The 25039-nt window shown below is 68.9% G+C and carries 24 protein-coding genes and 1 pseudogene; 10 read left to right on the top strand and 15 right to left on the bottom strand.

What is annotated here, in order from left to right:
• Entirely contained in the window at nt 1–483 is a 483-nt protein-coding gene (locus tag ACWDNU_RS23445) for a GNAT family N-acetyltransferase (RefSeq protein WP_009082938.1), read from the top strand.
• Between the two features lie 51 nt (nt 484–534).
• On the opposite strand, the gene ACWDNU_RS23440 is transcribed toward ACWDNU_RS23445, so the two are convergent.
• Both ACWDNU_RS23440 and ACWDNU_RS23435 read right to left on the bottom strand, forming a co-directional pair.
• Nucleotides 535–2112 (bottom strand): alpha/beta hydrolase, encoded by a 1578-nt coding sequence (locus tag ACWDNU_RS23440; RefSeq protein WP_449670459.1) that lies wholly within the window; start codon nt 2110–2112, stop codon nt 535–537.
• 120 nt (nt 2113–2232) lie between these two features.
• Entirely contained in the window at nt 2233–2715 is a 483-nt protein-coding gene (locus ACWDNU_RS23435; protein WP_370934327.1) for a hypothetical protein, read from the bottom strand.
• Nucleotides 2716–3070: 355 nt separating this feature from the next.
• On the opposite strand from ACWDNU_RS23435, the gene ACWDNU_RS23430 reads away from it, so the two are divergent.
• Nucleotides 3071–3997, top strand: a complete 927-nt coding sequence (locus tag ACWDNU_RS23430) for a diacylglycerol/lipid kinase family protein (RefSeq protein ID WP_116202565.1) — start codon at nt 3071–3073, stop codon at nt 3995–3997.
• Between the two features lie 271 nt (nt 3998–4268).
• Complete coding sequence (locus ACWDNU_RS23425; protein ID WP_009082948.1) at nt 4269–4523, top strand: WhiB family transcriptional regulator; 255 nt, start codon at nt 4269–4271, stop codon at nt 4521–4523.
• A 264-nt stretch (nt 4524–4787) separates the two neighbouring features.
• On the opposite strand, the gene ACWDNU_RS23420 is transcribed toward ACWDNU_RS23425, so the two are convergent.
• Both ACWDNU_RS23420 and ACWDNU_RS23415 read right to left on the bottom strand, forming a co-directional pair.
• Complete coding sequence (locus ACWDNU_RS23420) at nt 4788–5744, bottom strand: GNAT family N-acetyltransferase (RefSeq protein WP_449670458.1); 957 nt, start codon at nt 5742–5744, stop codon at nt 4788–4790.
• Nucleotides 5745–5789: 45 nt separating this feature from the next.
• A complete protein-coding gene (locus ACWDNU_RS23415; protein ID WP_344270812.1) occupies nt 5790–7310 on the bottom strand; it encodes a sensor histidine kinase in 1521 nt (506 codons plus the stop codon).
• A gap of 191 nt (nt 7311–7501) precedes the next feature.
• Between ACWDNU_RS23415 and ACWDNU_RS23410 the strand changes: the two genes are divergently transcribed.
• Nucleotides 7502–7576, top strand: coding sequence for a 50S ribosomal protein bL37 (locus ACWDNU_RS23410; RefSeq protein WP_369299112.1), 75 nt, complete (start codon nt 7502–7504; stop codon nt 7574–7576).
• Between the two features lie 65 nt (nt 7577–7641).
• Here ACWDNU_RS23410 and rsrA read toward each other — a convergent pair whose 3' ends face one another.
• Both rsrA and ACWDNU_RS23400 read right to left on the bottom strand, forming a co-directional pair.
• On the bottom strand, nt 7642–7965 hold the full coding sequence (gene rsrA, locus ACWDNU_RS23405) for a mycothiol system anti-sigma-R factor (RefSeq protein ID WP_370934325.1): 324 nt from the start codon (nt 7963–7965) through the stop codon (nt 7642–7644).
• On the bottom strand, nt 7962–8588 hold the full coding sequence (locus ACWDNU_RS23400) for a sigma-70 family RNA polymerase sigma factor (RefSeq protein ID WP_037355674.1): 627 nt from the start codon (nt 8586–8588) through the stop codon (nt 7962–7964). The genes rsrA and ACWDNU_RS23400 overlap by 4 nt, the downstream gene beginning before the upstream one ends.
• Nucleotides 8589–8777: 189 nt before the next feature.
• On the opposite strand from ACWDNU_RS23400, the gene ybaK reads away from it, so the two are divergent.
• Nucleotides 8778–9257 (top strand): Cys-tRNA(Pro) deacylase, encoded by a 480-nt coding sequence (gene ybaK, locus ACWDNU_RS23395; protein WP_370934324.1) that lies wholly within the window; start codon nt 8778–8780, stop codon nt 9255–9257.
• Here the strand turns inward: ybaK and ACWDNU_RS23390 are convergent.
• From ACWDNU_RS23390 to ACWDNU_RS23380, 3 genes are all read right to left on the bottom strand, one after another.
• Complete coding sequence (locus tag ACWDNU_RS23390; RefSeq protein WP_449670457.1) at nt 9254–9973, bottom strand: class I SAM-dependent methyltransferase; 720 nt, start codon at nt 9971–9973, stop codon at nt 9254–9256. The two genes, ybaK and ACWDNU_RS23390, sit on opposite strands and share 4 nt — an antisense overlap.
• A 515-nt stretch (nt 9974–10488) precedes the next feature.
• Nucleotides 10489–11097, bottom strand: coding sequence for an alpha/beta hydrolase family protein (locus tag ACWDNU_RS23385; protein WP_354750353.1), 609 nt, complete (start codon nt 11095–11097; stop codon nt 10489–10491).
• Nucleotides 11094–11849, bottom strand: a complete 756-nt coding sequence (locus tag ACWDNU_RS23380) for an SOS response-associated peptidase (protein WP_449670456.1) — start codon at nt 11847–11849, stop codon at nt 11094–11096. Before ACWDNU_RS23380 ends, ACWDNU_RS23385 begins: the two co-directional genes overlap by 4 nt.
• Before the next feature lie 65 nt (nt 11850–11914).
• Between ACWDNU_RS23380 and rsgA the strand changes: the two genes are divergently transcribed.
• The 3 genes from rsgA (at nt 11915) to ACWDNU_RS23365 (ending at nt 15069) form a co-directional block, all read left to right on the top strand.
• Nucleotides 11915–12985, top strand: coding sequence for a ribosome small subunit-dependent GTPase A (gene rsgA, locus ACWDNU_RS23375; protein ID WP_370934321.1), 1071 nt, complete (start codon nt 11915–11917; stop codon nt 12983–12985).
• Nucleotides 12986–13224: 239 nt separating this feature from the next.
• Entirely contained in the window at nt 13225–14118 is an 894-nt protein-coding gene (locus ACWDNU_RS23370; RefSeq protein WP_370934320.1) for a LolA-like protein, read from the top strand.
• Nucleotides 14119–14271: 153 nt separating this feature from the next.
• Nucleotides 14272–15069 carry a hypothetical protein gene (locus tag ACWDNU_RS23365; RefSeq protein WP_449670455.1) on the top strand — a complete coding sequence of 266 codons (798 nt, stop codon included), beginning with the start codon at nt 14272–14274 and terminating at the stop codon, nt 15067–15069.
• Between the two features lie 32 nt (nt 15070–15101).
• On the opposite strand, the gene ACWDNU_RS23360 is transcribed toward ACWDNU_RS23365, so the two are convergent.
• Nucleotides 15102–15593 (bottom strand): DUF6912 family protein, encoded by a 492-nt coding sequence (locus tag ACWDNU_RS23360; RefSeq protein ID WP_370934318.1) that lies wholly within the window; start codon nt 15591–15593, stop codon nt 15102–15104.
• Nucleotides 15590–16987 (bottom strand): WS/DGAT/MGAT family O-acyltransferase, encoded by a 1398-nt coding sequence (locus tag ACWDNU_RS23355; RefSeq protein WP_449670454.1) that lies wholly within the window; start codon nt 16985–16987, stop codon nt 15590–15592. The genes ACWDNU_RS23360 and ACWDNU_RS23355 overlap by 4 nt, the downstream gene beginning before the upstream one ends.
• 34 nt (nt 16988–17021) lie before the next feature.
• On the opposite strand from ACWDNU_RS23355, the gene ACWDNU_RS23350 reads away from it, so the two are divergent.
• Nucleotides 17022–17786, top strand: coding sequence for a TrmH family RNA methyltransferase (locus tag ACWDNU_RS23350; RefSeq protein ID WP_449670453.1), 765 nt, complete (start codon nt 17022–17024; stop codon nt 17784–17786).
• Nucleotides 17787–17895: 109 nt separating this feature from the next.
• On the opposite strand, the gene ACWDNU_RS23345 is transcribed toward ACWDNU_RS23350, so the two are convergent.
• Nucleotides 17896–18279 (bottom strand): HAD-IA family hydrolase, encoded by a 384-nt coding sequence (locus ACWDNU_RS23345; RefSeq protein WP_449670452.1) that lies wholly within the window; start codon nt 18277–18279, stop codon nt 17896–17898.
• Nucleotides 18280–18447: 168 nt separating this feature from the next.
• On the opposite strand from ACWDNU_RS23345, the gene ACWDNU_RS23340 reads away from it, so the two are divergent.
• Complete coding sequence (locus ACWDNU_RS23340; protein WP_449670451.1) at nt 18448–18927, top strand: Rv3235 family protein; 480 nt, start codon at nt 18448–18450, stop codon at nt 18925–18927.
• A 563-nt stretch (nt 18928–19490) separates the two neighbouring features.
• On the opposite strand, the pseudogene secA reads toward ACWDNU_RS23340, so the two are convergent.
• The 3 genes and pseudogenes from secA to ACWDNU_RS23325 all read right to left on the bottom strand — a co-directional run.
• Nucleotides 19491–22059: pseudogene (gene secA, locus ACWDNU_RS23335) on the bottom strand (preprotein translocase subunit SecA); the annotation flags it as partial.
• Between the two features lie 261 nt (nt 22060–22320).
• Nucleotides 22321–23004: a ribosome hibernation-promoting factor, HPF/YfiA family gene (gene hpf, locus ACWDNU_RS23330; protein ID WP_370934312.1), complete on the bottom strand. Its 684-nt coding sequence runs from the start codon at nt 23002–23004 to the stop codon at nt 22321–22323.
• A 1108-nt stretch (nt 23005–24112) separates the two neighbouring features.
• Nucleotides 24113–24757 (bottom strand): ComF family protein, encoded by a 645-nt coding sequence (locus tag ACWDNU_RS23325; protein WP_449670450.1) that lies wholly within the window; start codon nt 24755–24757, stop codon nt 24113–24115.
• Nucleotides 24758–25039: the final 282 nt, after the last annotated feature.

The following is a 25039-nucleotide window of genomic DNA, read 5'->3' as shown; positions in this document are numbered from 1 at the left end:
GTGACCGACCCCCGCGTACGGCGGATCCGGCCGGAAGACGTCGACGCCGTCGTGGAGCTCGTCTACGCGCTGGCCGAGTACGAACGCGCCCCGCAGGAATGCCATCTCACTTCCGAGCAACTGCACGGCGCGCTGTTCGGCGAGGCCCCGGCGCTGTTCGGCCACGTGGCCGAAGTGGACGGCGAGATCGCCGGATTCACCTTGTGGTTCTTGAACTTCTCCACCTGGCGCGGCACGCATGGGATCTACCTGGAAGACCTGTACGTACGCGAGGAACAGCGCGGTTCGGGCCTCGGCAAGGTACTTCTGGCGACATTGGCCGCGGAGTGCGTGGACAAGGGCTACCACCGGCTGGAGTGGTCGGTGCTCAACTGGAATCCGGCGGTCGGGTTCTACCGGGCGCTGGGCGCGTTGCCGCAGGATGAGTGGTCGGTGTATCGGCTGACGGACGAGCCGTTGAAGGTGCTCGCCAAAGAAGCGTGAGACTCGTGAGTGCCTACGCCGGTTCTAACCGGCATAGGCACTCACGACCTTCTACGGCGTGGGCAACGGCAGCCCGGGCAGGCTTTGATCCGCCGGGACGACACCGTCGACCAGATAGTCGTCGACCACCTTGTCAACGGCCTTGTTGCCGCCAATCCCGTAAATCCCGTGATCGCCTTCCCCGGCAACGGTCAGCAGCCGCGAGTTCTGGAACTCAGCGTGCGCCTTCCGCGCGCCTTCGATCGGCGTGGCCGGGTCGTGTTCGGACTGCACGATCACCACCGGCGGCACGCCCTTGCCGTCCAGCACCGGCATCGGCCGCGGCTGGCCCGGCCAGAAGGCGCAGACCTGGAGCCCCATCCACAGCGAACTGTGCAGCGTCACGCCCTGGTCGAGGTATTTCTGCGACCGGTGGATCATCGACTGGCGGTTGCCCGTCCACGGCCCGTCATTGCACAAGGTGGTGATCAGCGTCGCCGCCATGGCGTCATCGGAACCGGCCGTCGTGTCCAGCGGACCGGCGTTCTTCTTCTCCGACAATGTCTTGCCGAGCGCCGCGCGGGCGTCGTCCTTGGCTTGCGCGGAGGACCGCGCGTCGGTCAGCGTCTTGACCTTGACCAGCGTCGCGGCGATCAGCGGGAACTGGCTCTTGGCCTTGAGCGCGCCGACGAGGAACGAGTCCAGCGCGACCGCGCCGATCTTCTTGCCGTTCGGCTCGACCGGCTCGCGGGTCAGCGCGTACCGGACGCTCTCGTAGGTTTGCCGGGCCGCCTCTCCGGTCGTGCCGAAGTGGTACTTGGCGTCGTAGCGGGCCAGCCACGGCAGGAAGTCCTGCCGCCAGCGGCGTTCGTAGCCCGCCGGCTGGAAGTCGAACGACTGCTGCCAGGTTCCGGTGAACTGGGTCGAGGAGTCCAGCACGAACCGGCCGGTGTGCTGCGGGAACTGCTGGGCGTAATGCGCGCCGAGCCAGGTGCCCGCCGAGTACCCGATCCAGTTGATCTTGTCCCGGCCGAGCAGGGTCCGCAGCAGGTCGAGGTCCCGCACGTTCTGGAAAGTGCTGATCAGCTCCCCCAGCTCGCCCGCGGCCTGGTGGCAAGCGATCGCCGTGTACCGGGTCGCGTCGACGATCTGGTTCAGGTTGCGCGGATCCCGGTTACGCGGGTCGAGATCGGCGCCGGTGCCGAACGCACCGCCGCAGGTGACGTTGGTGCTGCGGCCGGTGCCCCGGGTGTCGATGCCGATGATCTCCTGGTGCTGCCGCAGCTTTTCCTGGCCGCGCAGCGTGACCGGGAACCAGCGCCCGGCGCCGCCGGGGCCGCCCGGGTTGGTGAGCACCGACGCCGTGGTGGTGCCGGTGGACTTGAGCCTGCTGATCGCGATGGTCAGCTCCTGCCCGTCGTCCGGACGGTCCCAGTCCCGGGGCGTGCGGTAGCTGGAGCATTCGAGCCCCGAGATGTCGGTGCCCGGTGGCAGATCGGCCAGCTCGCCCGGGGCGCAGGCGTGCCAGTCCAGCGTTTGAGCGGCGTAGCGGGCCGGGCTCTCGGCGGTGTCCGCCGCTGCCGGTATCGCTCCGGCGAGCAGCCCGCACAGGGCCGCGGTGCTGGTCACGACGAGACGCAGTCTCCTCATGGGTTCCCCTCTTCGGAATTCGGATGAATTCGGTTGCGCAGTACCGATTCCATCGCCAGAGAGGGGTCACGACCAGTGTCGCCGCGTCACCTGCCCGCTATGACGTGACGTCACGGTCGCTCAATCCTGTTCGCGGCGCTCCCGCTCGGCCCGCCGTCCCGCGAGCCCGCCGCGTTCGGCCGCCTCTTCCTCGGTCTCGTCGTCGTGCATTCCGAGCGCCCACGCCCGCGACGGACGGCGGAACAGCAGCACCAGCGCCGCCAGCCCGAACAGCCCGATCGGCACGCCCCACAGCGGCTGTCCGGACGGCCCGAGCAGGTACCAGCCGACCCCGATCACCAGCAGCGCCACGACGACGCCGGGCGAACGCGCCCACGTCTGCCCGAGCAGCAGCCCGACCGACGCGGCGAGGAAGATCAGCGCGAGCACCGCGTAGGTGCCGAATTCGGCCCACACGTTGTTGCCCGGGATCGGCGGGTTCTGCAGCCCGTGCACCAGCAGCACCACGCCGAAGACCAGCAGGCCCAGCCCGGGCAGCCCGGTCAGGACGCCGGCGAGGCGGACCTCGAGCGGGGTGGGCGGCGGGTTCTCGGGATGCGACACGGGCGCGGCCCTTTCAGCTGCTGTGCGGAACTTCGCGGGGACTTCCGGGCGGGGGCACAGCCACCCGACCAGCGCGAGTCACCGTGCGTGAGCACTACCGATCGTATGCCACCCGGTCGGCCGTTTTCCGGGGCGGCGGTCGAAGAGAAAATCAAGGCAGTCGTCGATGAGCGGGCGGTCGGCCCGGGTGCACTTGTCACGACGCGCGGAGTTTCGCCGTCTGCAGAGGAGGACCGCCCGCCACAGGGTCGCCAAGGTCACCGAGCCGGGACGGCGCGCGCGAGCGGCTGAGCTTCGCGTCACCATGTGGCGCTGGAGGTACGTCCGCCGGGCGGAAAGCACTTACCCTGCGGTAGTGCGCGCCATCCTCGTCGTGAACCCCCAGGCCACCTCGACCACCGCGGGTGGCCGGGACGTGCTGGCGCACGCGCTGGCCAGCCAGGTGAAGCTGGACGTCGTCGAAACCGACTACCGCGGGCACGCGCTCGCGGTGGCCCGTTCGGCGGCCCGCGACGGCTACGACCTGGTGGTGGCGCACGGCGGCGACGGCACGGTCAACGAGGTCGTCAACGGCCTGCTCGCCGATTCCGCGGGTGCTCCCGGACGCTCCGGGTCCGTCCCGATGCTCGGCGTCGTGCCCGGCGGCTCGGCCAACGTTTTCGCGCGCGCGGCCGGACTGCCCGCCGATCCGGTCGAGGCGACCCACCAGTTGCTCACCGCGCTGGAAACCGAACGGACCCGGCGGATCGGCCTCGGACTGGCCGACGGGCACTGGTTCACCTTCAACGCGGGGCTCGGCTGGGACGCCGACGTCGTGGGCCGCGTCGCGAAACGGCGCGGCAAGCAAACCAGCGCGAGCCTCTATCTGCGGGCCGCCGTCCGCTCCTACTTCCGGCCTCCGCTCGGACGGCCGGCCCTGACCGTCCGGATCCCGGGCGAGGAACCGGCCGAGGCGGTGACGGCGTTCGTGTCGAACACCGATCCGTGGACTTACCTCGGGGAACGCCCGGTCCACCTCAACTCCGGCTGCTCGTTCGAGACCGGATTGGGTCTGTTCGCGTTGAACGGTCTGCGATTGCCCACCGTGTTCACGCATGTACGGCAAGCTCTCCTCACGGAGAGCGATCAGCACGGCCGCCGTCTGCTCCGCCGCGACGATGTGCCTCTCATCCGCATCGACGCAGCTGAACCGGTCAACTTCCAGGTCGACGGGGACCTCGTCGGGCAACGCACCCGGGTCGAGTTCCAGAGCGTTCCGGATGCACTCACCGTAGTCGGATAGCCGAGTGACCACTGATCGCCCGCGGCAAAGTGCGCCTTGCCGCTCGGCGACGCAAACCCTCCGTTCACCGCACCGGCCTTCCGGCGAGCGGACCTTTTCAGAACGAAACCGCAGGTCAGAGGCATAGCTCGGCCGGGTGAGCTGACTCACCGATCTTGGCGAAACCCTTGTCGAACGCGGTGCTTCGTGAAAGCATTCACAAGCACCCAAAAACACGACCGCCACTACTGTGGCGCGGCCCTCCCGCGTCACTGTGAAGGAGCTCACGAACATGGACTGGCGCCACGACGCGGCCTGCCGAGACGAGGACCCCGAGCTGTTCTTCCCGGTGGGAACCAGCGGTCCGGCTCTGTTGCAGGTCTCCGAGGCGAAGGCCGTGTGCCACCGCTGCCCCGCAGCTTCCGACTGTCTGGCCTGGGCTTTGGCCAGCGGCCAGGACGCCGGCGTCTGGGGCGGAATGAGCGAAGACGAGCGACGCGCGCTCAAGCGCCGCCGTACGCACATCGGCACGCGTACCACCGCCTGAGTCTTACGACTCAGCTGCAGCACCCAGAATCGCAAGCACCACCACTTCGGACCGGACTTTCGCCCGGCGGGCATTCGCGTGCCCGTGCCGCACATGGCGACACATACCCGGTTCGAGCGTAACAACCGAGGACGGCCACCCCGCATCCGGGTGCCGCCTCACCCAGGACTATCCAAGTCCTCCCGCGGAACGTTGAACGGGCCGGTACCGCCGAGCTTCACGGGTACCGGCCCTTCAACGCGTCTGGGGTCCGATGTGGACACTTCACGCCTCGAGAGCCCAGCGCACATAACGCATCTTGGGCGTGAACCCGGCGCGCGCGAAAACTCCGGGAGCCCCGGCCTCGCTCGCTGAATCGACGACGAGGCTGGCTTGGTCGTACCCGTGCTCGGCGGCGGCCCGCAGCGCACACCCGATCGCCGCCGTGGCGAGCCCGCGGTTCCGGTAACCGGGAACCGTGCCGATCACCATGAGATGCGCGTCGCGAATGCCGGTCGTCTCGGTGTCGGCCGCCCAGGACAGGGTCAGCACGAGGCTCACCGGAGCGCCGGTTGCCTTGTCCCGCAGCAGAAAACTGATCTCGGGCTGGAGGGTGTGGCTGGCGAATTTGTTCTGCCACGCGTCCGCGGGCAGCGGCGGCGCGTTCCAATGATCCACAAAGGACTCGTTGCGGACGAGCCGGAACTCGTCGGCGTTCTCCGCCGACCACCGCTCGGCCTGAAACTCGCCGGGCACCGGCGCGACCGCGCCGCCCAGCGGATGTTCCATCCGCTGGAAATACCGGACCGGCGCGAACCCTTGCGAGCGAAGGAGTTCCGGCACGCCCTCGATGTGTTCGGCTTTGTGGACGTCCACAAAGAGCCTCAGCTCCGGGTGGTGCGCCGCGTGCACCGTTCTCGCCGCTTCGATTCCGGCTTTCACGAGCGTGGTGCCGATTCCGCGACGGCGGCAGGCCGGATGCACCCCGCCGTCGAGAAACACCCGGTCGACCTCGTCCGCGAACTGCTTGTAGCGGATTTTCAGGTAGCCGACCATGCGCTCGCCGTCGAACGCGGCGAGGCTCGCGCGTTCGAGATCGGCGTACGGATCAATCAGCTCCTGGAGAGTGTCCTCCGCGGTGTAGTACTCGCCGATCCGGTCGACCGCCTCGATGGCGTTGAGCAGATCGGCCGAGGACTGGGCGTCCGCTTTCGTGAGCGGCCGCCACGTGAGGTCAGACATGCGCCCGGACAGTAATCCGGCGCGACCAGGCTGTCGCCGGGTTTTCTAGAGCCGCCGCGACAACGGAATCCGCAGCGCCGCTTCCGTGCCCGGTACCCGGTTGCCCGCCTCGTCGGTCCGGACCTGGCGCAGCGAAAGCGACCCGCGCAGTTCCGATTCGACCAGCGTCCGCACGATCTGCAGGCCGAGGCCGTCGCTGCGCTCCAGCGAGAACCCGGACGGCAGGCCGCGGCCGTTGTCGCGGATCAGGATGTCCAGCCAGCGCGCCGACCGCTCCACGATCAGCTCGACCTTGCCGGGCCGGCCCTGCGGGAACGCGTGCTCGATCGCGTTCTGAACCAGTTCGGCCAGCACCATCACCAGCGGCGTCGCGATCTCGGCCACGACCACGCCGAACGAGCCCTTGCGGGTCATGCCGACCTGCGATTCCGCGGTGGCGACCTCGCCGACCATCGGCAGCACGTTGTCGAGCAGCTTGTCCAGGTCCACGCGCTCGTCGACGGAGATCGACAGCGCCTCGTGCACCATCGCGATCGACGACACCCGCCGCACCGATTCGCCCAGCGCCAGCCGGGCCTCCTCGCTCGTGGTGCGCCGCGACTGCAGCCGCAGCAGCGCGGCGACGGTCTGCAGGTTGTTCTTCACGCGGTGGTGGATCTCGCGGATCGTGGCGTCCTTCGACATCAGCGCGCGATCCCGGCGCTTGACCTCGGTGACGTCGCGGACCAGCACCAACGCGCCCGCGGGCTGCCCGGCCGGGCGCAGCGGCAGCGCACGGAACAGCACGACCGCGCCGCGCTTCGAGTCGGCCTCGGTGCGGGTGGACGGCTTGCCGTCGAGGGCCTCGATGATCCGGTGCGAGACCTCGGTGGCGTCGAACGGATCGCGGATCAGCGACCGGGTGAGCGGGGCCAGCCGCTGCCCGACGAGGTCCGATTCGTGGCCCATCCGGTGGTAGGCGGACAGGCCGTTGGGGCTGGCGAACACGACGGTGCCGGCCTGGTCGAGCCGGACGAGACCGTCGCCGACGCGCGGGCTGGTGTGCGTGTCGGTCTGGTTGCCGCCGGCGGGCGGGAAGGTGCCGTCCACGATCATCTGGCACAGGTCGCCCGCGCTGCCGAGGTAGGCGATCTCCAGCGGGCTCGGCACGCGCGGCGCGGCGAGGTTGGTCTCGCGGCTCAGCACGGCGATCACCTCGCCGCCGAAGCTCACCGGCACCGCTTCGCGGCGCATCGGCAGGTCGCGGTACCAGTGCGGGTCTTCCTCGCGGCAGATCTTGACCTCGCGCATGGCCTTGGCCAGCTGCGGATGCTCGTCCACGGTGAACCGCGTGCCGACGACGTCCTCGGGATGCGCGGTGGGCGCGGTGGTCGGCCGGGCGTGCGCGACGCACACGAAATCGCCGCCGTCGGGCTGGTGCTCGGCGGAAACCGGAACCCAGAGCAGGAAGTCGGCGAACGAAAGGTCGGCCAGCAGCTGCCACTCCGCGACGACGGTCTGCAGGTGGTCGGCCGCTTCGCCGGGCAGGCCGGTGTTCTCGGCGAGCAGGTCGGAAAGGGTCGACACGGCTACCGGCCGCCCTCGGATGCGGTGAGTTCGTTCATGCCTGCGCACCTCCTGAGTCCATCCAACCAGAGCGTACGACGGGTGCCGCCGAGGTGTCTCCGAGCCGCATGCCACACTTGAACGGTTGACCCGTGCCCGGCCGGTGTGTCGAACCCCGCCCCGGGACACTCAGCGCACACCGAGGAGAGAACATGTCGAAGCGCGCCCGCAAGCGTCGCGACCGCAAGAAGAACGGCGCCAACCACGGCAAGAAGCCCAACTCCTGAGTCCTCGCCGGACGTGACACGGCCCCCGCACCGGATCCGGTACGGGGGCCGTTGTCGTGCTGCGGTCAGTCGCGGCTGGTGCGCTGCTCCACGCTGATCTCGGTGCGCTCCACGGTGACGCCGCCCTGCGTGGCGACGGTCTGCCGGATGGAGGCGCGCAGCCTGCTCTTCAGCTCCGCCGGGGCGAGGTCGCCGCCGCATTTGCGGGCGAGCAGATGCTTGAGCTGCTCGTCGATGCCGTACTCCTCGAGGCACGGCGGGCAGTCCTCGATGTGCCTGCGCAGTTCCGCGTCCCGCTCCGGACTGCATTCGCGGTCCAGCAGCAGGTAGATCTCCGCGAGCGCGTCCTCGCAGGGCATCTTCTCCGCGGGCACGTCTTCCGAGCTCATCGTTTCGCCACCTCCTCGCGGTTCCCCCGGATGAAGCCGCGCTCGCGCGCGACGTCGGCCAGCAGGTCGCGCAGCTGCGCGCGGCCGCGGTGCAGCCTGGACATCACGGTGCCGATCGGAGTGTCCATGATCTCGGCGATCTCCTTGTACGCGAAGCCCTCGACGTCGGCGAGGTAGACCGCGAGCCGGAACTCCTCGGGCAGCTTCTGCAGCGCCGCCTTCACGTCGGTGTCCGGGAGGTTGTCCATCGCCTCGACCTCGGCCGAGCGAAGGCCGCTCGAGGTGTGGCTTTCCGCCCGGGCGATCTGCCAGTCGCTGATCTCGTCCGTGGGCTGCTGCACCGGCTGCCGCTGACGTTTGCGGTAGCCGTTGATGTAGGTGTTGGTGAGGATGCGGTACATCCACGCCTTGAGGTTCGTGCCTGCCTTGAAGGACGCGAACGCCGCGTACGCCTTCAGGTAGGTCTCCTGGACCAGGTCCTCGGCGTCGGACGGGTTGCGGGTCATCCGCATAGCGGCCGCATACAGCTGGTCGAGCAGGGGCATCGCGTCGCGCTCGAAGCGCTCGGCGAGCTCCAGCTCGTCGGCCGCCGTCTCCGGCGCGGAGTTGGGGGTGCTCGGCAAACCGTTCCCTTCCCGTTCGGCGTCGATGCGCGTCTGCGCATACGGCAGCACCGAGTTTACGCGGGGGTTCGGGAAGCCGGTCCCGGGACGGCTCCTCGCGGGACGGGGGATGGCGAGCGTGGTGGTCACGATCGGTGTAACAGAACGCGCCCACCGGGCATTCCCGGCCGCTTTCGTAGACTCCCCCGCATGGCGGGCAAGGGCACTCCGGCGACGGCACTGCTGCAGAAGCAGAAGGTGACGCACACCGTGCACACCTACGACCACGATCCCCGGGCGGAGTCGTTCGGCCTGGAGGCGGTGGAAGCGCTGGGCCTGGAGCCAGGGCGGGTGTTCAAAACGCTGGTCGCGGACGTGGACGGGAAACTCGTCGTCGGCGTGGTGCCCGTCACCGGCCAGCTTGATCTGAAGGCTCTCGCCGCCGCGGCCGGGGGCAAGAAGGCGAAAATGGCCGACCCCGCCGCCGCGCAGCGGGCCACCGGGTACGTCCTCGGCGGAATTTCGCCGCTCGGCCACCGGAGCCGCCTGCCGGTGGTCCTGGACGGCTCAGCGCTGAACTACCCGACGATGTTCTGCTCCGGCGGCCGGCGAGGTCTTGAGGTGGAGCTGGACCCGGCCGAATTGGTGCGGCTGACTGGCGCGGTGGTGGCCGAGATCGCGGCGGGCTAAACGGCTTCCAGAACGAAGAACAGGAAGCACAGGAAGGCTTCCTTGCCTTGCATTTCGTCAGGGAACTTCTCGCGCGCGCCTTCTGCCGGATACGGCTCGCTGACCACTGACGTGCGGAACCCGGCCTTGGTGAATTCGTCGGTCATCGCGTGCAGCGGACGGTGCCAGTACTCGAGCACGCCCTTTTGGCCGTTGAAGGTGTACTCCTCGGACCAGCGTTCGGTGGCGAAGTAGTTGCCCTCGGGGTGGATGAATTTGTAGAGGATCGGGTGGTTGACGGCCAGGATCAGCCGCCCGCCGGGCCGGATGATCCGCCGCAATTCCGCCAGCGGCGCGGTCCAGTCCTCCAGGTAGTGCAGGACCAAGGCCGCGATGACGTCGTCGAACTGCTGGTCGGCGTAAGGCAACGGCTGGCTGAGGTCGGCGACCCGGAGGTCCGCGTCCTCGCCGAGTCGCTGCCTCGTCAGGCGGACCATGGTGGCACTGAAATCGAAGCCGCTCACGTGCGCGCCTCGGTCTCTCAACGAGGCGAACAACGGTCCGGCGCCGCAGCCCGCGTCGAGGATCTTGCGGCCGGTCACGTCGCCAGCGAGGTCGAGAATCGCGGGGCGGGTGTAGTAGGCGTTGATGAGACTGTGCTCGGTTTCGATCGCGTAGTCCTCGCCGAAGGTGTCGTAGTCGTTGGCGAGGGATTCGTCGGAAGCGTTGGCAGTCATGAAATCCACCCTGGCACGGGTGGCCTTTCTCGCGCCGATGTCGCAGTCCGGGGCGGAAGCCAGCGAGCGCACCCCCGCCCTCCACCGGGGGGGCTGCCCTTGCCCAGTCTATCCGCCACCCCTGACTGAAAACCGGGTTCTCCGTCAGTTGCCCACAGACCAGCCAAGCTGTGGATAACCCAGTCGAACAGGCACTGACCTGCAGATACGCCGAGTCGAACTATCCACAGCCCGCCTGGTGGAGCCGCTAGAACGGCGCGGTGAGAAGAACTCGACCAAACCGGGCACAGCCCGATGAGTCAGCAAAACCGACCACACGCGATCCGCAGCAACCGAAACCCGCGAGCAAGGACCTGACGAAAGTGCCGCAGCCCGGCCGGTCACAAACGCGGACACACGACCATCACAGGAGTCGAACCCGCGCCCCCCTGCGGAAACACCGACAGCTGGCCGGTCACAGAAACACGCGAACCACAACAACCAACCCACCGCAGCCAAAACGAGAACCAGCCCCGTCACAGATGCGGCCGGACAACCCGCCCCAACCACTCCGCCGCGGCCCGCGCCACCGCGTCCAGATCGCTCGCCAGCGTATGGTCCCCAGCCACCACCACGATCTCATGGTGCGGCGCGGCCGAAGGCCTCCCGAACGGATCCCGCTCCCCCTGGATCACCAGCGCGGGCACCTCGACCGCGTCCAGTTCCGCCTGCCGCGATTTCTCTGGTTTCCCCGGCGGATGCTCCGGAAAAGCCAAGCACAACACCGCGACCGCCTGCCCCGCCGAAGCCGTCCGGCAGGCGACCCGCGCCCCGGAAGAACGACCGCCGAACACCAGCGGCAAATCGTCGAACCGAGCGGAAACCTCGTCCGCCACGGTCAGCCAAGCCGTATCCAGTTGCTTGGCCGGAGCCGGAGCACGCCGGCCAGCCACCCGGTAAGGCTGTTCCACCAGCGCCACATGCATCCCGGCCGCCTTGGCTGCCTGGGCTACCGCCACGAGGTCCTTCGCTCCGATGCCGCCGCCAGCGCCGTGGCCGAGGAGCAGGACCGCGTCGCCGTCGGGTGCGCAGTGCAGTTCGACCCGGGCGGGCCCGTGTTCGGTGTCGATCTCGAGGGTGGTCATGACAGGTCGAACAGCGAGTCGACGGACTGCTCGGTTTCCGTGCGCCGCAACAATTCCGGACCGTTGTTGCGGACGTTGTTCACCAGGCTCGACACCGGCCGCAGCTCCAGCGATTCCACGAGCGCGGGCGGGGTCGGCACCATCAGTTCGTCCACTTCGGACCGGTCCGGGTCGAGCCAGCCCGCCCAATGGTCACGCGGCACGATCAGCGGCATCCGGTGATGCACGTCGGTGAGCTGGCCTTCGGCGTCCGTCGTGATGATCGAGAAGGTGATCAGCGGCTCGGCGTCCTTGTCGTCCTTGGGACGCCAGCTTTCCCAGATTCCGCCGAAGGCGAGCGAATTCCCGGAGGGATCCGTCATGTAGAACGGCTCCTTCTCCTTGCCCGTGCGCCGCCACTCGAACCAGCCGTCGGCGGGAACCAGGCACCGCCGCGACGCCAGTGCGCGCTTGAACGCGGGCTTTTCCTTCGCGGTTTCCGCGCGGGTGTTGATCATCCGCGAACCCGCCGAAGGATCCTTGGCCCAGAACGGGACCAGGCCCCAGCGCATGATCCGCAGCGAACGCTCCGCCGGTTCGTCTTCCAGGACGAGCCCGTCGGCGTCGCGCGGATGCCGCTGCACCACGGTCACGACGTTCTTGGTCGGCGCGACGTTGTGGTCCGCTCGCGCCCGGCCCTCGGTCAGGTCGACCGCGGCGAACTCCTCGACCAGCTTCGCCGGGTCTTTCGTCGCGGCGTAACGGCCGCACATGCCAACCTCCTCGGGGGTCCCTCGGGCGCCATCGTCGCACGCAAACCGGGCCCGGCGCGACCGGCATGGGATCATTCGACCAGGCAAAGGGCGACCGGGAGGACGTGGGCGGCTTGGGGCGAGGCGACTGGAGGCGGCTGGACGAATCCGACGTGCGGGTGCGTCCCGGCAAGGGCACCAGGCCACGCAGCAAGCGCAGGCCCGAGCACGCCGACGCGGTCACCGCGATGGTGATCGGCAAGGACCGCGGCCGCTGGACGTGCGCGGTCGACGCCGATCCGGACCGCGTCGTGATGGCCATGCGGGCCCGGGAGATGGGCCGCGTTTCGGTGGTCGTCGGGGATATGGTCGCGCTGGTCGGCGACGTCTCCGGACGCCCGGACACGCTCGCCCGGATCGTCCGCGTCGACGAGCGCTCCAGCGTCTTGCGCCGCACCGCCGACGACACCGACCCGTACGAGCGCGTGGTCGTCGCGAACGCCGCACAACTGCTGATCGTCACGTCGCTGGCCGATCCCCTCCCCCGGCCCGGATTCATCGACCGCTGCCTCGTCGCGTGCTACGCGGGCGGCCTGGAACCCGTGCTGTGCCTGACGAAAGCCGACCTCGCCAGCCCGGATTCGCTGCTCGCCGGCTACGCGGGCCTGGACGTCCCGGCCATCGTCACCCGGCACGACGAGGAACCCGAAGGCCTGCGCGAACGCCTCGGCGGCCGGATCACCGCCCTCGTCGGGCACTCCGGAGTCGGCAAGTCGACATTGGTCAACCGGCTCGTGCCCGCCGCCGAACTGGCGACCGGCGACGTCAGCTCGGTCGGCAAGGGGCGGCACACCTCGGTGGCCGCGGTCGCGTTGCCGCTGGCCGGCGGAGGCTGGGTGGTCGACACCCCCGGCGTCCGTTCGTTCGGGCTCGCGCACGTGACCGCGGACGACATCGTCGACGCCTTCGAGGAGTTCGCCGAGGCCGCCGAGGAATGCCCGCCGAACTGCGGCCACCTGGGCCCGCCCGAGGACCCGGACTGCGCGCTGGACGCCGTGGTCGCCGACGGCAGCGCGGGGGCGGACCGGCTGGCGTCGCTGCGCAGGCTGCTGGTGTCGCGAGCGGGCGGCGGCGGGGACCTCCGCACCGAATCGTGACCTGGAGACGGTAACCTCGCGCGGCCGTCACCGATATGCGGGTGGATGCCCGGCAGGGGACGAACCGGGGGAAAATTCCTCCGTCCGGAGGGAACCTTTTCCCGCCGGACGGCGTCACAGAAGCAACCTCGCGGAGTCACCCCGGCAGTGGCCCGCGCGCCGGACCGCAAGGACGCGGCCCTCAAAGCCGACCGGCGACAACGCAGGTGAAAGACCGATTCCTTCCTAGGGGGAGAACCATGCGCAAGACCACGACGTTCGCCGTCGCCGCCGGTGCGGCGCTGGCGCTGGTGCTGACGGGCTGCGGCTCGAGCGCCGAGAACGGCACCGCGGCCCCGGCCGGGCAGTCCAAGGACGGCGGGTCCGGCCTGGCGTCGCCGTTCAGCGACGCGCTGAAGCTGGCCGACGCGGCCAAGCAGGGCACTGAGAAGGCCAAGTCGGCGAAGATGTCGATGGACATGTCCATGGGCGGCCAGTCCATCAAGGCCGAAGGCGCGATGCGCTTCGACGGCGAGAACTCCGCCATGTCGATGACGATGAACACCCCGCAGGGCGCCACCGAGATGCGCTACGTCGACAAGACCCTGTACATGAAGGTCCCGGCCGAGCAGTCCAAGCAGTTCGGCACCGACAAGCCGTGGCTGAAGATCTCGCCGGACGCCAAGGACCCGATGTCGCAGTCGTTCAGCAAGGCGATGGCGCAGTCGACCCAGCAGAGCGACCCGACGCAGATCCTCGACCAGGTCTCCAAGACCGGCCAGATCACCGGGGCCGACCAGGTCGAGCTGAACGGCGAGAAGGTCAACCACTACAAGGTGGTGCTGGACGTCAGCAAGTCCATCGAGACCTACGCGAAGGGCCAGCCCGCCGAGGTCCAGGAGCAGATGAAGAAGATGCTCGCGGGCAAGAACATCAAGATCCCGGCCGAGATCTGGATCGACAAGGACCAGCTTCCGCTGCAGGTCACGATGGACCAGTCCGAGATGATGAAGCAGCTCGGCGCCCCGAGCTCCGCGGGCGGCGGCAAGGTCACCGTCAAGTACACCGACTGGGGCCAGCCGGTCGACGTGGCCGCGCCGGCCGCCGACCAGGTCACCGACTTCGGCGAGATCATGAAGAAGATGGGGCGCTGATCCCCTCCGCTTTTCGCGGGCCCCGAGCCACTCCGGCTCGGGGCCCGTTTTTTGTGCGCTACTGCCGGTAGCACGCGTTCCCCCGAACGGGTCGGCCCCGCGCGCTGTGCTTGGCTTGAGGCACTTAACGGCCGGTCAGAGAGGGTTTTTCGGATGCGCAGGACGGCCGTCGCGGGTGTCGCCGCGCTGCTGGCGATCGCCTCGGCGGGATGTTCCAGCACTCCGGAGCCGCAGCGCTTCACCGACGCCCGCACGCTCGCGGACGCCGCCTCCGCCGCGACCCTGGCCGGCCACACCGCGAAGTTCACCGCTGACGTCACCACCGGCACCCTCGTGTCTCACGGGAAGGGCCAGGCGAGATTCGACCGCGCCGGAACGGCTCTGGCGATGACGACGGACTACGTCGGCGAACCGCTCGAACTGCGCCTGGTCGACAAGACGCTGTACGCGAAGGTCCCGGAAAGCGCGCGGGACCAGGTCAGCGACCACAAAGCGTGGGTGAAGGTGTCGCCGGACGGCGCTGATCCGCTTTCGCAGGTGTTGGGCGGCAGCTTGGCGCAGCTGGCCGAGCAGAACGACCCGGCGCGCACCCTGGCGCAGGTCCGCACGGCCGGGACAGTGGCCTCCAGCGAGGAAACCACCCTCGACGGAGCCTCGGCCGAGCACTATCACCTGACCGTCGACCTGGCGAAACTCGGCTCCGAACTGCCCGGCGGCCTCCCCGCCGAAGCGCTGGCCCGCCTCGGCGACCGCGCCAAGACGGTCCCGTTCGACCTCTGGCTGGACACACAGCACCGGCCGATGCAGCTGGTCCTGGACCTGACGCCGGTCATGCAGGCCACCGGCCAGACCGGCGTCGCCACGGTCAAAGCGCGCTACACGGACTGGAACTCGCCGGTCACGATCGCCGCCCCCGCCCCGGCTGACATCGGCGTCCTGACCGGCGGCTAGGTCGGCGTCAGCTGAAGTGCCGTGAAGGACGGCTAGAGCAGTTCGAGCAGGAAGGGCAGTTCCTGCAGCGCGTACCAGGCCAGCTCGTGGTCTTCGGCGTCGCCGAGGGTGAATTCGGCGTCCTCGTCGCCGAGATCGGCCGCGTCGATCACCGCCGCGGCGGCGGTCACCGCTTCCTCCGCCTCGGCCGAGTCCACGTGGATCGCCGCGATCTGCGCCTTCGGCACCGGACCCGCGAGACGCACGACAGCGGCGTCCAGGTCCGGGCGCAGCGTCGCGTCTTCGACGTCCACCGAGACGACCGCCCGCCGCGGTTCGCCCTTTTCCTCAGCGGCGATCAGGCGCAGCGAAGCCCGGGCCGCGTCCAGCAAAGCCGCGTATTCCAGTTCCTCGTCGGAACCGCTCGCGTACGCCTCGCGCAGGGCGGGCGTCAGCGCGAAACCGGTGCCGCTGCGAGCGCGGAATTCGCCGTTGGCCTCCAGGTCTCGCAGCATCGCGATCGTCGCGGGCAGATAAACCCTCACCAGTGCGCACCCTTCAGCTCTTCAAGCGCTTCTTCGATCATCCCGCCGAGCAGCCCGACGTCGAACGCGGCCTTGCGGTCGCCGTTGAGTCCGAAGTAGACACCGCCGTGGTAGGAGGTGACCCCGATCGCCAGCGCCTGCGTGCGCATCAGCGGCATCACCGGGAACATCTCCACCAGTCTCGCCTCTCCCGCGTACATCGGCACCTGCGGCCCCGGCGAATTCGTGATCATCAGGTTGAAAATCCGCCCGGACAGCGATCCGCCGGCCCTGGCGCCGAGCGAATGCAGCGTCGCCGGCGCGAACCCGCTCACCTTCAGCAACCCGCGCGCGGCCACCGATCTTCCCGAATTCAGGTGTTCGGCCATCGCGTGGCCGATGTGCTGCAGCCGCAGCACCGCGCTCGGCTCGCCGACCGGCAGGTCGATCAGGTACGCCGCGACCTGGTTGCCGACCAGCGCGGGCGTGGCGAACTCGGCGGTTTCGGCGTCAGTGACCGCCATCGGCACGAGCGCACGCACGGTCTCGGTCGGCGTGAGGTTTTCCCCGCGGGAGAGCAGCCATTCGCGCAGCGCACCGGTGATCGCGGCCAGGACGACGTCGTTGACCGTGCCGCCGTGGTTCGCGCGGATCTTGCGGAAATCCTCCAGCCGCGTGCGCACGACCGAGAACACGCGGCCGCCGGACACCCGGACGTTCAATGGCCCAGGCGGAGCGGGCCGCGTGATCGTCGCCGCGACGCCACCGAGCGTCTCCACGGCTTTGCTCACCGTGGTCACCGCGTCGCCCGCGATCGAGCGCACGTTTTCGATCAGCTCGCCGGGGCGCTGCACGGTCTCGCTCATCGCGTCGAGGACCAGTTGCGTGCGGCTCGGCTCGCGCCGCGGCGTCCACATGTCCTCGAACGGCTCGGGCGGTTCGGGGGTCTCGTCGAGGATCAACTGGCCAAGGTCGATCGTGCCGACACCGTCCACAACGGACTGGTGCGTTTTCGTCACCATCGCGACCCTGTCGCCGGCCAACCCCTCGACGAAATAGGCCTCCCACAACGGGCGTTCCGGCGCGAGCCTGCGCGACATCAGCCGCGCGACCAGGTCGAACAGCTGGTCGTCGGTGCCCGGCTGGGGCAGCGCGGAGCGGCGGACGTGGTAGTTCAGGTCGAAGTCGACGTCGTCCACCCACACCGGGCGCGCGAGGTGCCCCGGCACGGAGAGCACGCGCTGGCGGTAGCGGGGCAGGAACGCCAGCCGCGCGCCGACGAGGTCGAGCACCTGCTCGTAGGTGAATCCGGACGACGGCCGTTCGAAGATCGCCACGCCCCCGACGTGCATCGGCGTCGTCTGGTCCTCGACGTACAGGAACGAGGCGTCCAGCGCGGACAGGCGGTCGGGCATGAGCCGATCCTTACACAATGCGAGACTGGCCGGTGTGGGTGATGAGCTGGCTGGTTCGCCGAAAGACCGCTTCCTGACCGTTTACGGGCGCAAGCCCGTGCTGGAGGCGCTGGGCGATCCGGACCTGCGCGTGGACAAGGTGATCCTCGCAGACACCGCGCGCGGCCCCGCCGCCGCGGAGATCCAGCGCGCCGCGAAGGCCGCTGGGGTGCAGGTGCAGCGAGCGAGCGCGCACCGAGTGAAAGTGCTGGCCGGCAACGGAAAACAGGACCAGGGCGTACTGGCCGACGTCGTCGCGCCGCGCATGCGCGCCCTCGCCGCGGCCCTCGACGACCGCCGCCCGCCCGCGCGGCTGTTGCTCTTGGACGGCATCACCACGCCGGCCAACGTCGGAATGATCCTGCGCACCGCGACGGCCGCTGGGTTATCCGGCGTGATCGTGCCGCGCCGAGGCGTCGCCGCACTGGACCCGATGGTGGTGAAATCCTCGGCGGGCGTTGCCTTCCGGGCACCGGTGCTGCGCTGCGGCTCGGCCCGCGAAGCGGCGGAAATGCTGGTGGAGGCCGGTTACAGCCTGTTCGCACTGGGCGCCTCGGCGGAGACGTCAGTGTTCGACGTGGAGCTGCCGCAACGCTCGGCGTTCGTGCTGGGCGGTGAAACCGAAGGTGTCGGCGAGGCGGTCGCGGAACTGGTGACGGAGTGGGTGTCGATCCCGATGCCCGGCGACGTCGAGTCACTGAACGTCTCCGCGGCTGCCGCCGTGCTGTCGTTCGAACTCGTGCGGCGCGGGATCAACTGAACCTCACCGCCCCAACCGCCGCGCAGTCCTCCTAACCCGTGCGGCCCGGGGTCAACTGAACGTCTCCGCCGCAGCCGCCGTGCTGTCGTTCGAACCCTCCAGCGCGGGGTCAGCTGAACAACGTCGCGAGTTCGTCGAGGGTGTCGGCGATCGTCCGATGGTGCACGCCCACCATGCCCGCGGCGACGGCCCCGCGCACATTCCGCTCGGCGTCGTCCACGAAAACGCACCTGGGTGCCGCCAGCCCGATCCGCTCGGCCGCGACAAGGTAAATCTCCCGGCCTGGCTTGGCCACGCCGACCTCGCCGGAGAAGACGAGCGCGTCAAAGTATTGCGCCAGCTCGGTTTTCACCCCCGGCGCGGCTCCCGGCGCGTTCGAGACGAGCGCGGTGCGGGTGCCGTTCGCGCGGGCGTCGCGGAGGTATTCGTAAAGAAGCGCGGCGTCCGGGTCGGTAAGCACTCCGGCGTAGTCGACTAGCAAGCCCTTCAGCACTTCGCCAGCCTATCCGCCCTTTCGGCCGCGCGAGGCCTAAGCGCATCAGGCAGATCCCGTCTGCGTCGTTCTGCCCTTTTCGCCGGATCAGGCACTCTCCGTCCCATCGCGCGGTGGCCGGGCGCACTCATACGCGGGTGGACGTCCATGTTTCGGGAGGGAACTTCAATGACGAACCACAGTCTCCGGCCGCTGTCCGCTGTTCCGGAGACCAAGGGCCGACGAACGCATCGCCGCACCGCGTGGCCGTCTCCGTACGATTTGCCACCAGCTGGGCATCGGTTGCTGCGGCTGACCGATCCGCCTACCGGGCGGCGGCTCGGCCAGCGGCTGAACGCCATTCTCGAAGTCCTCGCCGGGCGGCGGGCGGCCGGGCAGATCCGTCCGCTCGTGAACGAGGCACTGTTTTCCCGGCTCAGCAGCCAGGCGCTGATGCCGGGCATCCGCCACCACGTCGCCGGAGACCTGCGCGTTTGCCGTCCGACCGAGACCGCGTTGGAGACCAGCACGATCATTCATTCCGGACCTCGCGTGCTGGCATTGGCGGCGCGGTTCGAGCGCACGCGGACGGGATGGGTGTGCACGCGGTTTCATGTGCTCGCGCCGCGGAGCGAGGGGGCACCGGCCGGGCGGCCGTCAGTCGCCTGAGTGGGACGCGTGTCCTGATCGGCGGGACAACTGTCCTGTGTTCGCGAAAACCACGAGGGTCTCGGGCATTCCAGCGGGTCACTGCCGCCCAACCCGCTTGACCGGCGATCACAAGTCCACTGTGGACCAAGACGACAGAACGGCAGCACGAGCGATCTCGTGCTGCCGTTCTGCGGTCATACCGTCCACAGTGGACGGGTCAGGGACGCGTCAGCGACGCGGTCCCTTCTTGCCCTTCTTGGACTGCGCCCGCTCGGCGGCCCGGCGTTCCCGCCGGGTGCCGCCGCCCGCGCCGCCCGCTTCCGCGTCGTTCGCGCTGTCCGAATGGGACTCGACGCCGCCGCCCTCGGAGGGGCCGGACATCGTCAGTCCTGATTGGACACCGCCGCCGAGTCCCTTGCCGCGCAAGGCGGACGGGACCGAATCGGAGTCGGTGGCCGGCGGCTGGGGCGGGGCCGGGCGGGCGTGCTTGCCCTCGTCCTCGGCCTGGTTGCCGAAGGAACCCGCCGCGGCGGCGGTCGCGGACGTGACGCCGCCCGGGAGCGCCGACGGTTCCGGCTGCTGCGCGGTTTCCGGCTCGGCGCGCTCGACCTGGAGGTTGAACAGGAAGCCGACGGCCTCCTCCTTCAGCGAGTCGAGCATCGCGCGGAACATGTCGAAGCCCTCGCGCTGGTACTCGATCAGCGGGTCGCGCTGCGCGAGCGCCCGCATCCCGATGCCCTCCTTGAGATAGTCCATCTCGTAGAGGTGCTCGCGCCACTTGCGGTCCAGGACGGTGAGCATGACCTGGCGCTCGAGGCGGCGCATCGAGCCTTCCTCGCCGACCAGTTCGTCGATCTCGGCCTCGCGCTTGGCGTACGCGGCGAGCGCGTCGTCGACCAGTGCCTGAGTGAGGCCTTCAGCGTCGAGGTCGCCGTCCTCGACCAGGTCGTCCCAGTCGAGGCTCACCGGGTACAGCGTCTTCAACGCGGTCCACAGCTGCTCGTGGTCCCAGTCCTCGGCGTAGCCCTGGGACGTCGCGCCCGCGGCGTACGCCTTCACCACGTCGATGATCATGTGCTCGATCTGCTCGCGCAGGTCCTCGCCGCCGAGCACGCGCAGCCGCTCGGCGTAGATCACCTTGCGCTGCTCGTTCATGACCTCGTCGTACTTGAGGACGTTCTTGCGGGTCTCCATGTTGAGCTGCTCGACCTGGGTCTGAGCGCTCTTGATCGCCTTGGAGACCATCTTGTGCTCGATCGGCACGTCGTCCGGCAGCCGCATCGTGGTCATGATGCGTTCGACCAGCACCGCGTTGAACCGGCGCATCAAGTCGTCGCCCAGCGACAGGTAGAAGCGCGATTCGCCGGGGTCGCCCTGTCGTCCGGAACGACCGCGCAGCTGGTTGTCGATGCGCCGCGACTCGTGCCGCTCGGTGCCGAGCACGTAGAGCCCGCCCGCCTCGCGGACGTGGTCGGCTTCGACCCGCGCCTCTTCCTTGATCTCCTCGAGCACCTTCGGCCACGCGGCCTCGTACTCCTCGGAGTGCTCGACCGGGTCGAGGCCGCGCTCGCGCAGCACCTCGTCGGCCATGATGTCCGGGTTGCCGCCGAGCACGATGTCGGTACCGCGGCCCGCCATGTTCGTGGCGACGGTGACCGCGCCCTTGCGGCCGGCGCGCGCGACGATCAGCGCTTCCTTGTTGTGGTACTTCGCGTTCAGCACCTCGTGCGGCACGCCCAGCTTGAGCAGCAGCTTCGACAGGTGCTCGGACTTCTCGACGCTCGTGGTGCCGACCAGCACCGGCTGGCCCTTTTCGTGCCGCTCGGCGATGTCCTCGGCGACGGCCTCGAACTTGGCCTGCTCGTTCTTGTAGATCAGGTCGGCGCGGTCCGCGCGGACCATCGGCCGGTTCGTCGGGATCGGCACCACGCCGAGCTTGTAGGTCTGGTGGAACTCGGCCGCCTCGGTCTCGGCGGTACCGGTCATGCCGGACAGCTTCTTGTAGAGCCGGAAGTAGTTCTGCAGCGTGATCGTGGCGAGCGTCTGGTTCTCCGCCTTGATCTCGACGCCTTCCTTGGCCTCGATCGCCTGGTGCATGCCCTCGTTGTACCGGCGGCCGACGAGGATGCGCCCGGTGAACTCGTCGACGATCATGACCTCGCCGTCGCGGACGATGTAGTCCTTGTCCTTGTGGTAGAGCTCCTTGACCTTGAGCGCGTTGTTCAAGTAGCCGACCAGCGGGGTGTTCGCCGCCTCGTAGAGGTTCTCGATGCCGAGCTGGTCCTCGACGAACCGGACGCCCTTCTCGGTGACCGCGACGGTGCGCTTCCGGACATCGGTCTCGTAGTGGTACTTCGAGTTGATCAGGTTGGCTTTTTCGACCCGCTCGCGCGTGCCCATGGTGGTGGTGTCGATGCCCTGCATCAGCGGCGCGAGCCGGGCGAACTCGACGTACCACCGCGACGACTGGTCCGCCGGGCCGGAGATGATCAGCGGGGTGCGCGCCTCGTCGATGAGGATCGAGTCGACCTCGTCGACGATCGCGAAGTTGTGCCCGCGCTGCACGCACTCGTCGAGCGACCACGTCATGTTGTCGCGCAGGTAGTCGAAGCCGAACTCGTTGTTCGTGCCGTAGGTGACGTCGGCGTTGTAGTGCTTGCGCCGTTCCTGCGGGTCCTGCTCGGCGATGATGACGCCGACCTCGAGACCGAGGAAGCGATGGATGCGGCCCATCCACTCGGCGTCGCGCTTGGCGAGGTAGTCGTTGGTGGTGACGACGTGCACGCCGTCACCGGGGATGGCGTTCAGATACGCCGCGAGGACACAGGTCAGCGTCTTGCCCTCGCCGGTCTTCATCTCGGCGACCTGGCCGAGGTGCAATGCGGCCCCGCCCATGAGCTGGACGTCGTACGGCCGCTGGCCGAGCACCCGGTGCGCCGCTTCCCTGGCGACGGCGAACGCCTCCGGCAGCAGCTCGTCCAGGGATTCGCCCTTGCCGTACCGCTCGCGGAACTCGTCGGTCTTGGCCCGCAGTTCGGCGTCCGACAGGTCCTTCACGTCGTCTTCGAGGGTGTTGATGTGATCGGCGATGTTGCGCAGCCGCTTCACCATCTTGCCCTCGCCCGCGCGGAGCAGGCGGTTCAGCACCATCCGGTCGACCTCACTAGCTGATCATGATCGAGCCCAGGCCGTTCCCGGGCAGTACTCGCCACGGCTGGCGCCCGTGTGCGCCGCCGCCGTCTCCCCCATCGTAGGGAACGCGGACTGGTCCGCGCACGCACGTCATCGCAGAAGGTCACGAGAGGTTTGCACAGGTCCCGACGAAGGTCGTGCCCCGGGCCGCGCTCCGGGCACGCGGACGGCCCGCACGCGTTCGCGTGCGGGCCGCCGTCGAGGTTGTTCCAGGTGGGGTCAGCCCAGCCGGATCACGCCGTAGTCGAAGCCCTTTCGCCGGTAGACGACACTCGGCCGGCCGGCCTCGGAGTCGTTGAACAAGTAGAAGTCGTGGCCGACCAGCTCCATCTCGTAGAGAGCCTGGTCCACCGTCATGGGGTCCGCGTCGTGTTGCTTCTCGCGGACGACGCGGCCGGGCTGATGGCCCAGGTCCTCGTCTTCCCAGCGCCCCTGCCGGGGAATGTCGCCCGCACTCGTCGCCGCGAAACCGTTCGCCATGGATTCGGTCGCGTCGGGTGCGTCCAGGACGGCCGTGCCCATGGCGGGCCCGGCGACGGCATCGGATCCGCCGGCCATCGACGTCGCCTCGGCGACGGATTCAGGACGGCTGCGTCCGTAATGCACGCGCCTGCGGTCGTGTGTCCGCCGGAGCCGGTTTTCCAGCTTGGTGACGGCGGAGTCGAGCGCTGCGTAGAAGTCGGCCGCGCTCGCTTCGGAGCGAACAGCCGGACCGCGGCCCTTCCCGGTGATCTCGACGCGCTGGCAGCTCTTGGCCTGCCTGCGGTTGGGTTCGTGGAAGAGTTCCACTTCGTAGCGGATGACCTTCTTGTCGTAGCGCTCAAGGCGGGCCAGCTTTTCGCTGACAAGCGCCCGGTAATGCTCGGGCACCTCCACGTTGCGGCCCTTAACGACGATGTCCATACACGACCTCCCTCGCTGAGGAAACTGCGAGCTGTTGTGTTCTCACGGCACCGGTACTACAGCGGCTACTACACGGGTTCGGCGGGCTGATAAAGAATTCGCGACCGGATCACGACGTCTCGTGGCGGTAGCGCGAACGCGGACTCAGCGGGCCGCCGGCGCCAGGGACATGGGCTGCACACCTCCCTGCCTGCGGGTTTTGCTGATAGCGGTGCACGTTAGCTTCATCACGCCGTCCGCAACAGCCCCCGAGCCGGGGGATGTCACGATCCGGGAACTCGTCACGGGGCGCAGTGAATCATGCGTGCGCAGCCCGAAACCGCCGCCCGGAAGGCCGAGCGCGCGTGCCCAAGTTTCACGCGGACGGCTCAACCTGACGGCACCTCGGACGCCGAGGGTGACCGGCCCGCCCAGCACAGCCGCCACCTTGGCGAACTGCCCCGTTGCGGGAGTGATTCCGGCCTTGATCCTCATGCCCGGACAACGGGCGACGGCCGTGGGAGGTTCCCTCTTGACATCACTCGTGTAGGTGACACCTGGCAGTAGTGGGCGTTCGAGCGCGAGTTGCCTCCTTGGCGAGAAAGCGGGGAAAGTTTTTCGGGCGGGTGGTTTTTGGAATCGTTCCGTTTTGGCCGCGGCTGGCGCGGGCTGACCGGTTTCCGCGCAACCGGATTTCGGTTTCGGATGGCGCCGGTCTCGGCACTCGGCGGATTCTCGACTGACTGGGCCAGGGCGCGTTCAGGTTTCGGACGGCACCGGGTCTCGTCGCCCGGCGGAATCTCGACGGACAGGGACCAGCACGCGTTCGGGTTCCGGACGGCACCGGACTCGCCGCCCAGCGGAATCTCGACGGACAGGGACCAGCACGCGTTCGGGTTCCGGACGGCACCGGACTCGCCGCCCAGCGGAATCTCGACGGACAGGGCCAGGGCACGTTCGGCGTTCGGACGGCACCGACCCCAGCACTCGGCGGACTGGGCCAGGGCACGTTCGGGTTTCGGACGGCTCCGGGCTCGGCACTCGGCGGGCTCTCGGCGGACAGGGCCAGGACGCGTTCGGGTTTCGGACGTGGAGACAGGCTGCCTTTCAGAGTGGAACCGGCTCCCTTTCAGACTGTCGCCAGCAGGGCGAGCACCGCCACCACTGGCACGCCCGCGTTTTTCAACGCCGTGACGCATGCGGCGGACGTGGCTCCTGTGGTGATCACGTCGTCCACCACCACGACCCGCGCGCCCGGCGGCGGACGGGCGGCCGCGGCGAAGCGGAGCCGTCCTTCCAGGTTGGCCGCTCGTTCCGCCCGGCTCAAGCCGACCGCGTCCCTCCCGCCCGTCAACGCCAGGGCAGGCGCGACATAGCCACCCGTCAGCCGAGCGGCTTCCGAAGCGATCCGCAGGACGTGCGGGCCTCCGCGAACCCGCGAAGCGGTGCGTCGGCTCGGGGCGGGAACCAGGCACCACGGACTGGCGCGAGAACCGCCCGGCGGCAACGTCGTCAGGCCAGCGGCCAGCACTCGGCCCAGAAACGGGGCGACGTCTCGGCGGCGGCGCTCTTTGTAGGCGATCAAGGTCCGCTTGGCGACGCCCGCGTAGCGAGCCAAGGCGTAGGCCGGAGCCAGCGCCGTCAGCGGCGCGCGAAACACCTCAGTGGGGGACCCCCACGCCGTGGAGCATCCGGTGCACACGGCCGCGCCGCGGGTTTCACAGCCGGCGCAGAAGGTCGGCAGGAGCAGGTTCAGCAGAAGTCTCAGCAACATGACCAAGAGTGTGCACCCGACCACCGACAGTTTCGGGCCGTGCGAGCGCCGGAGCCCGAAATCCGCGCCAAGAAACCCGGGAGATCGCCCCGGCGCGCCACGAAAATCCAGGGATCAACCCGGCCCGCCAAGAAAATCCAGGGATCACCCAGGCGCGCCACGAAAGCCCAGGGATCACCCAGGCGCACCACGAAAGCCCAGGGATCACCCAGGCGCACCACGAAAGCCCAGGGATCACCCAGGCGCACCACGAAAGCCCAGGGATCACCCAGGCGCACCACG

Source organism: Amycolatopsis sp. NPDC003676, assembly GCF_053587275.1.
The sequence above is the reverse complement of the archived record's forward strand: the minus strand, read 5'-3'. Positions and strand labels throughout refer to the sequence as shown.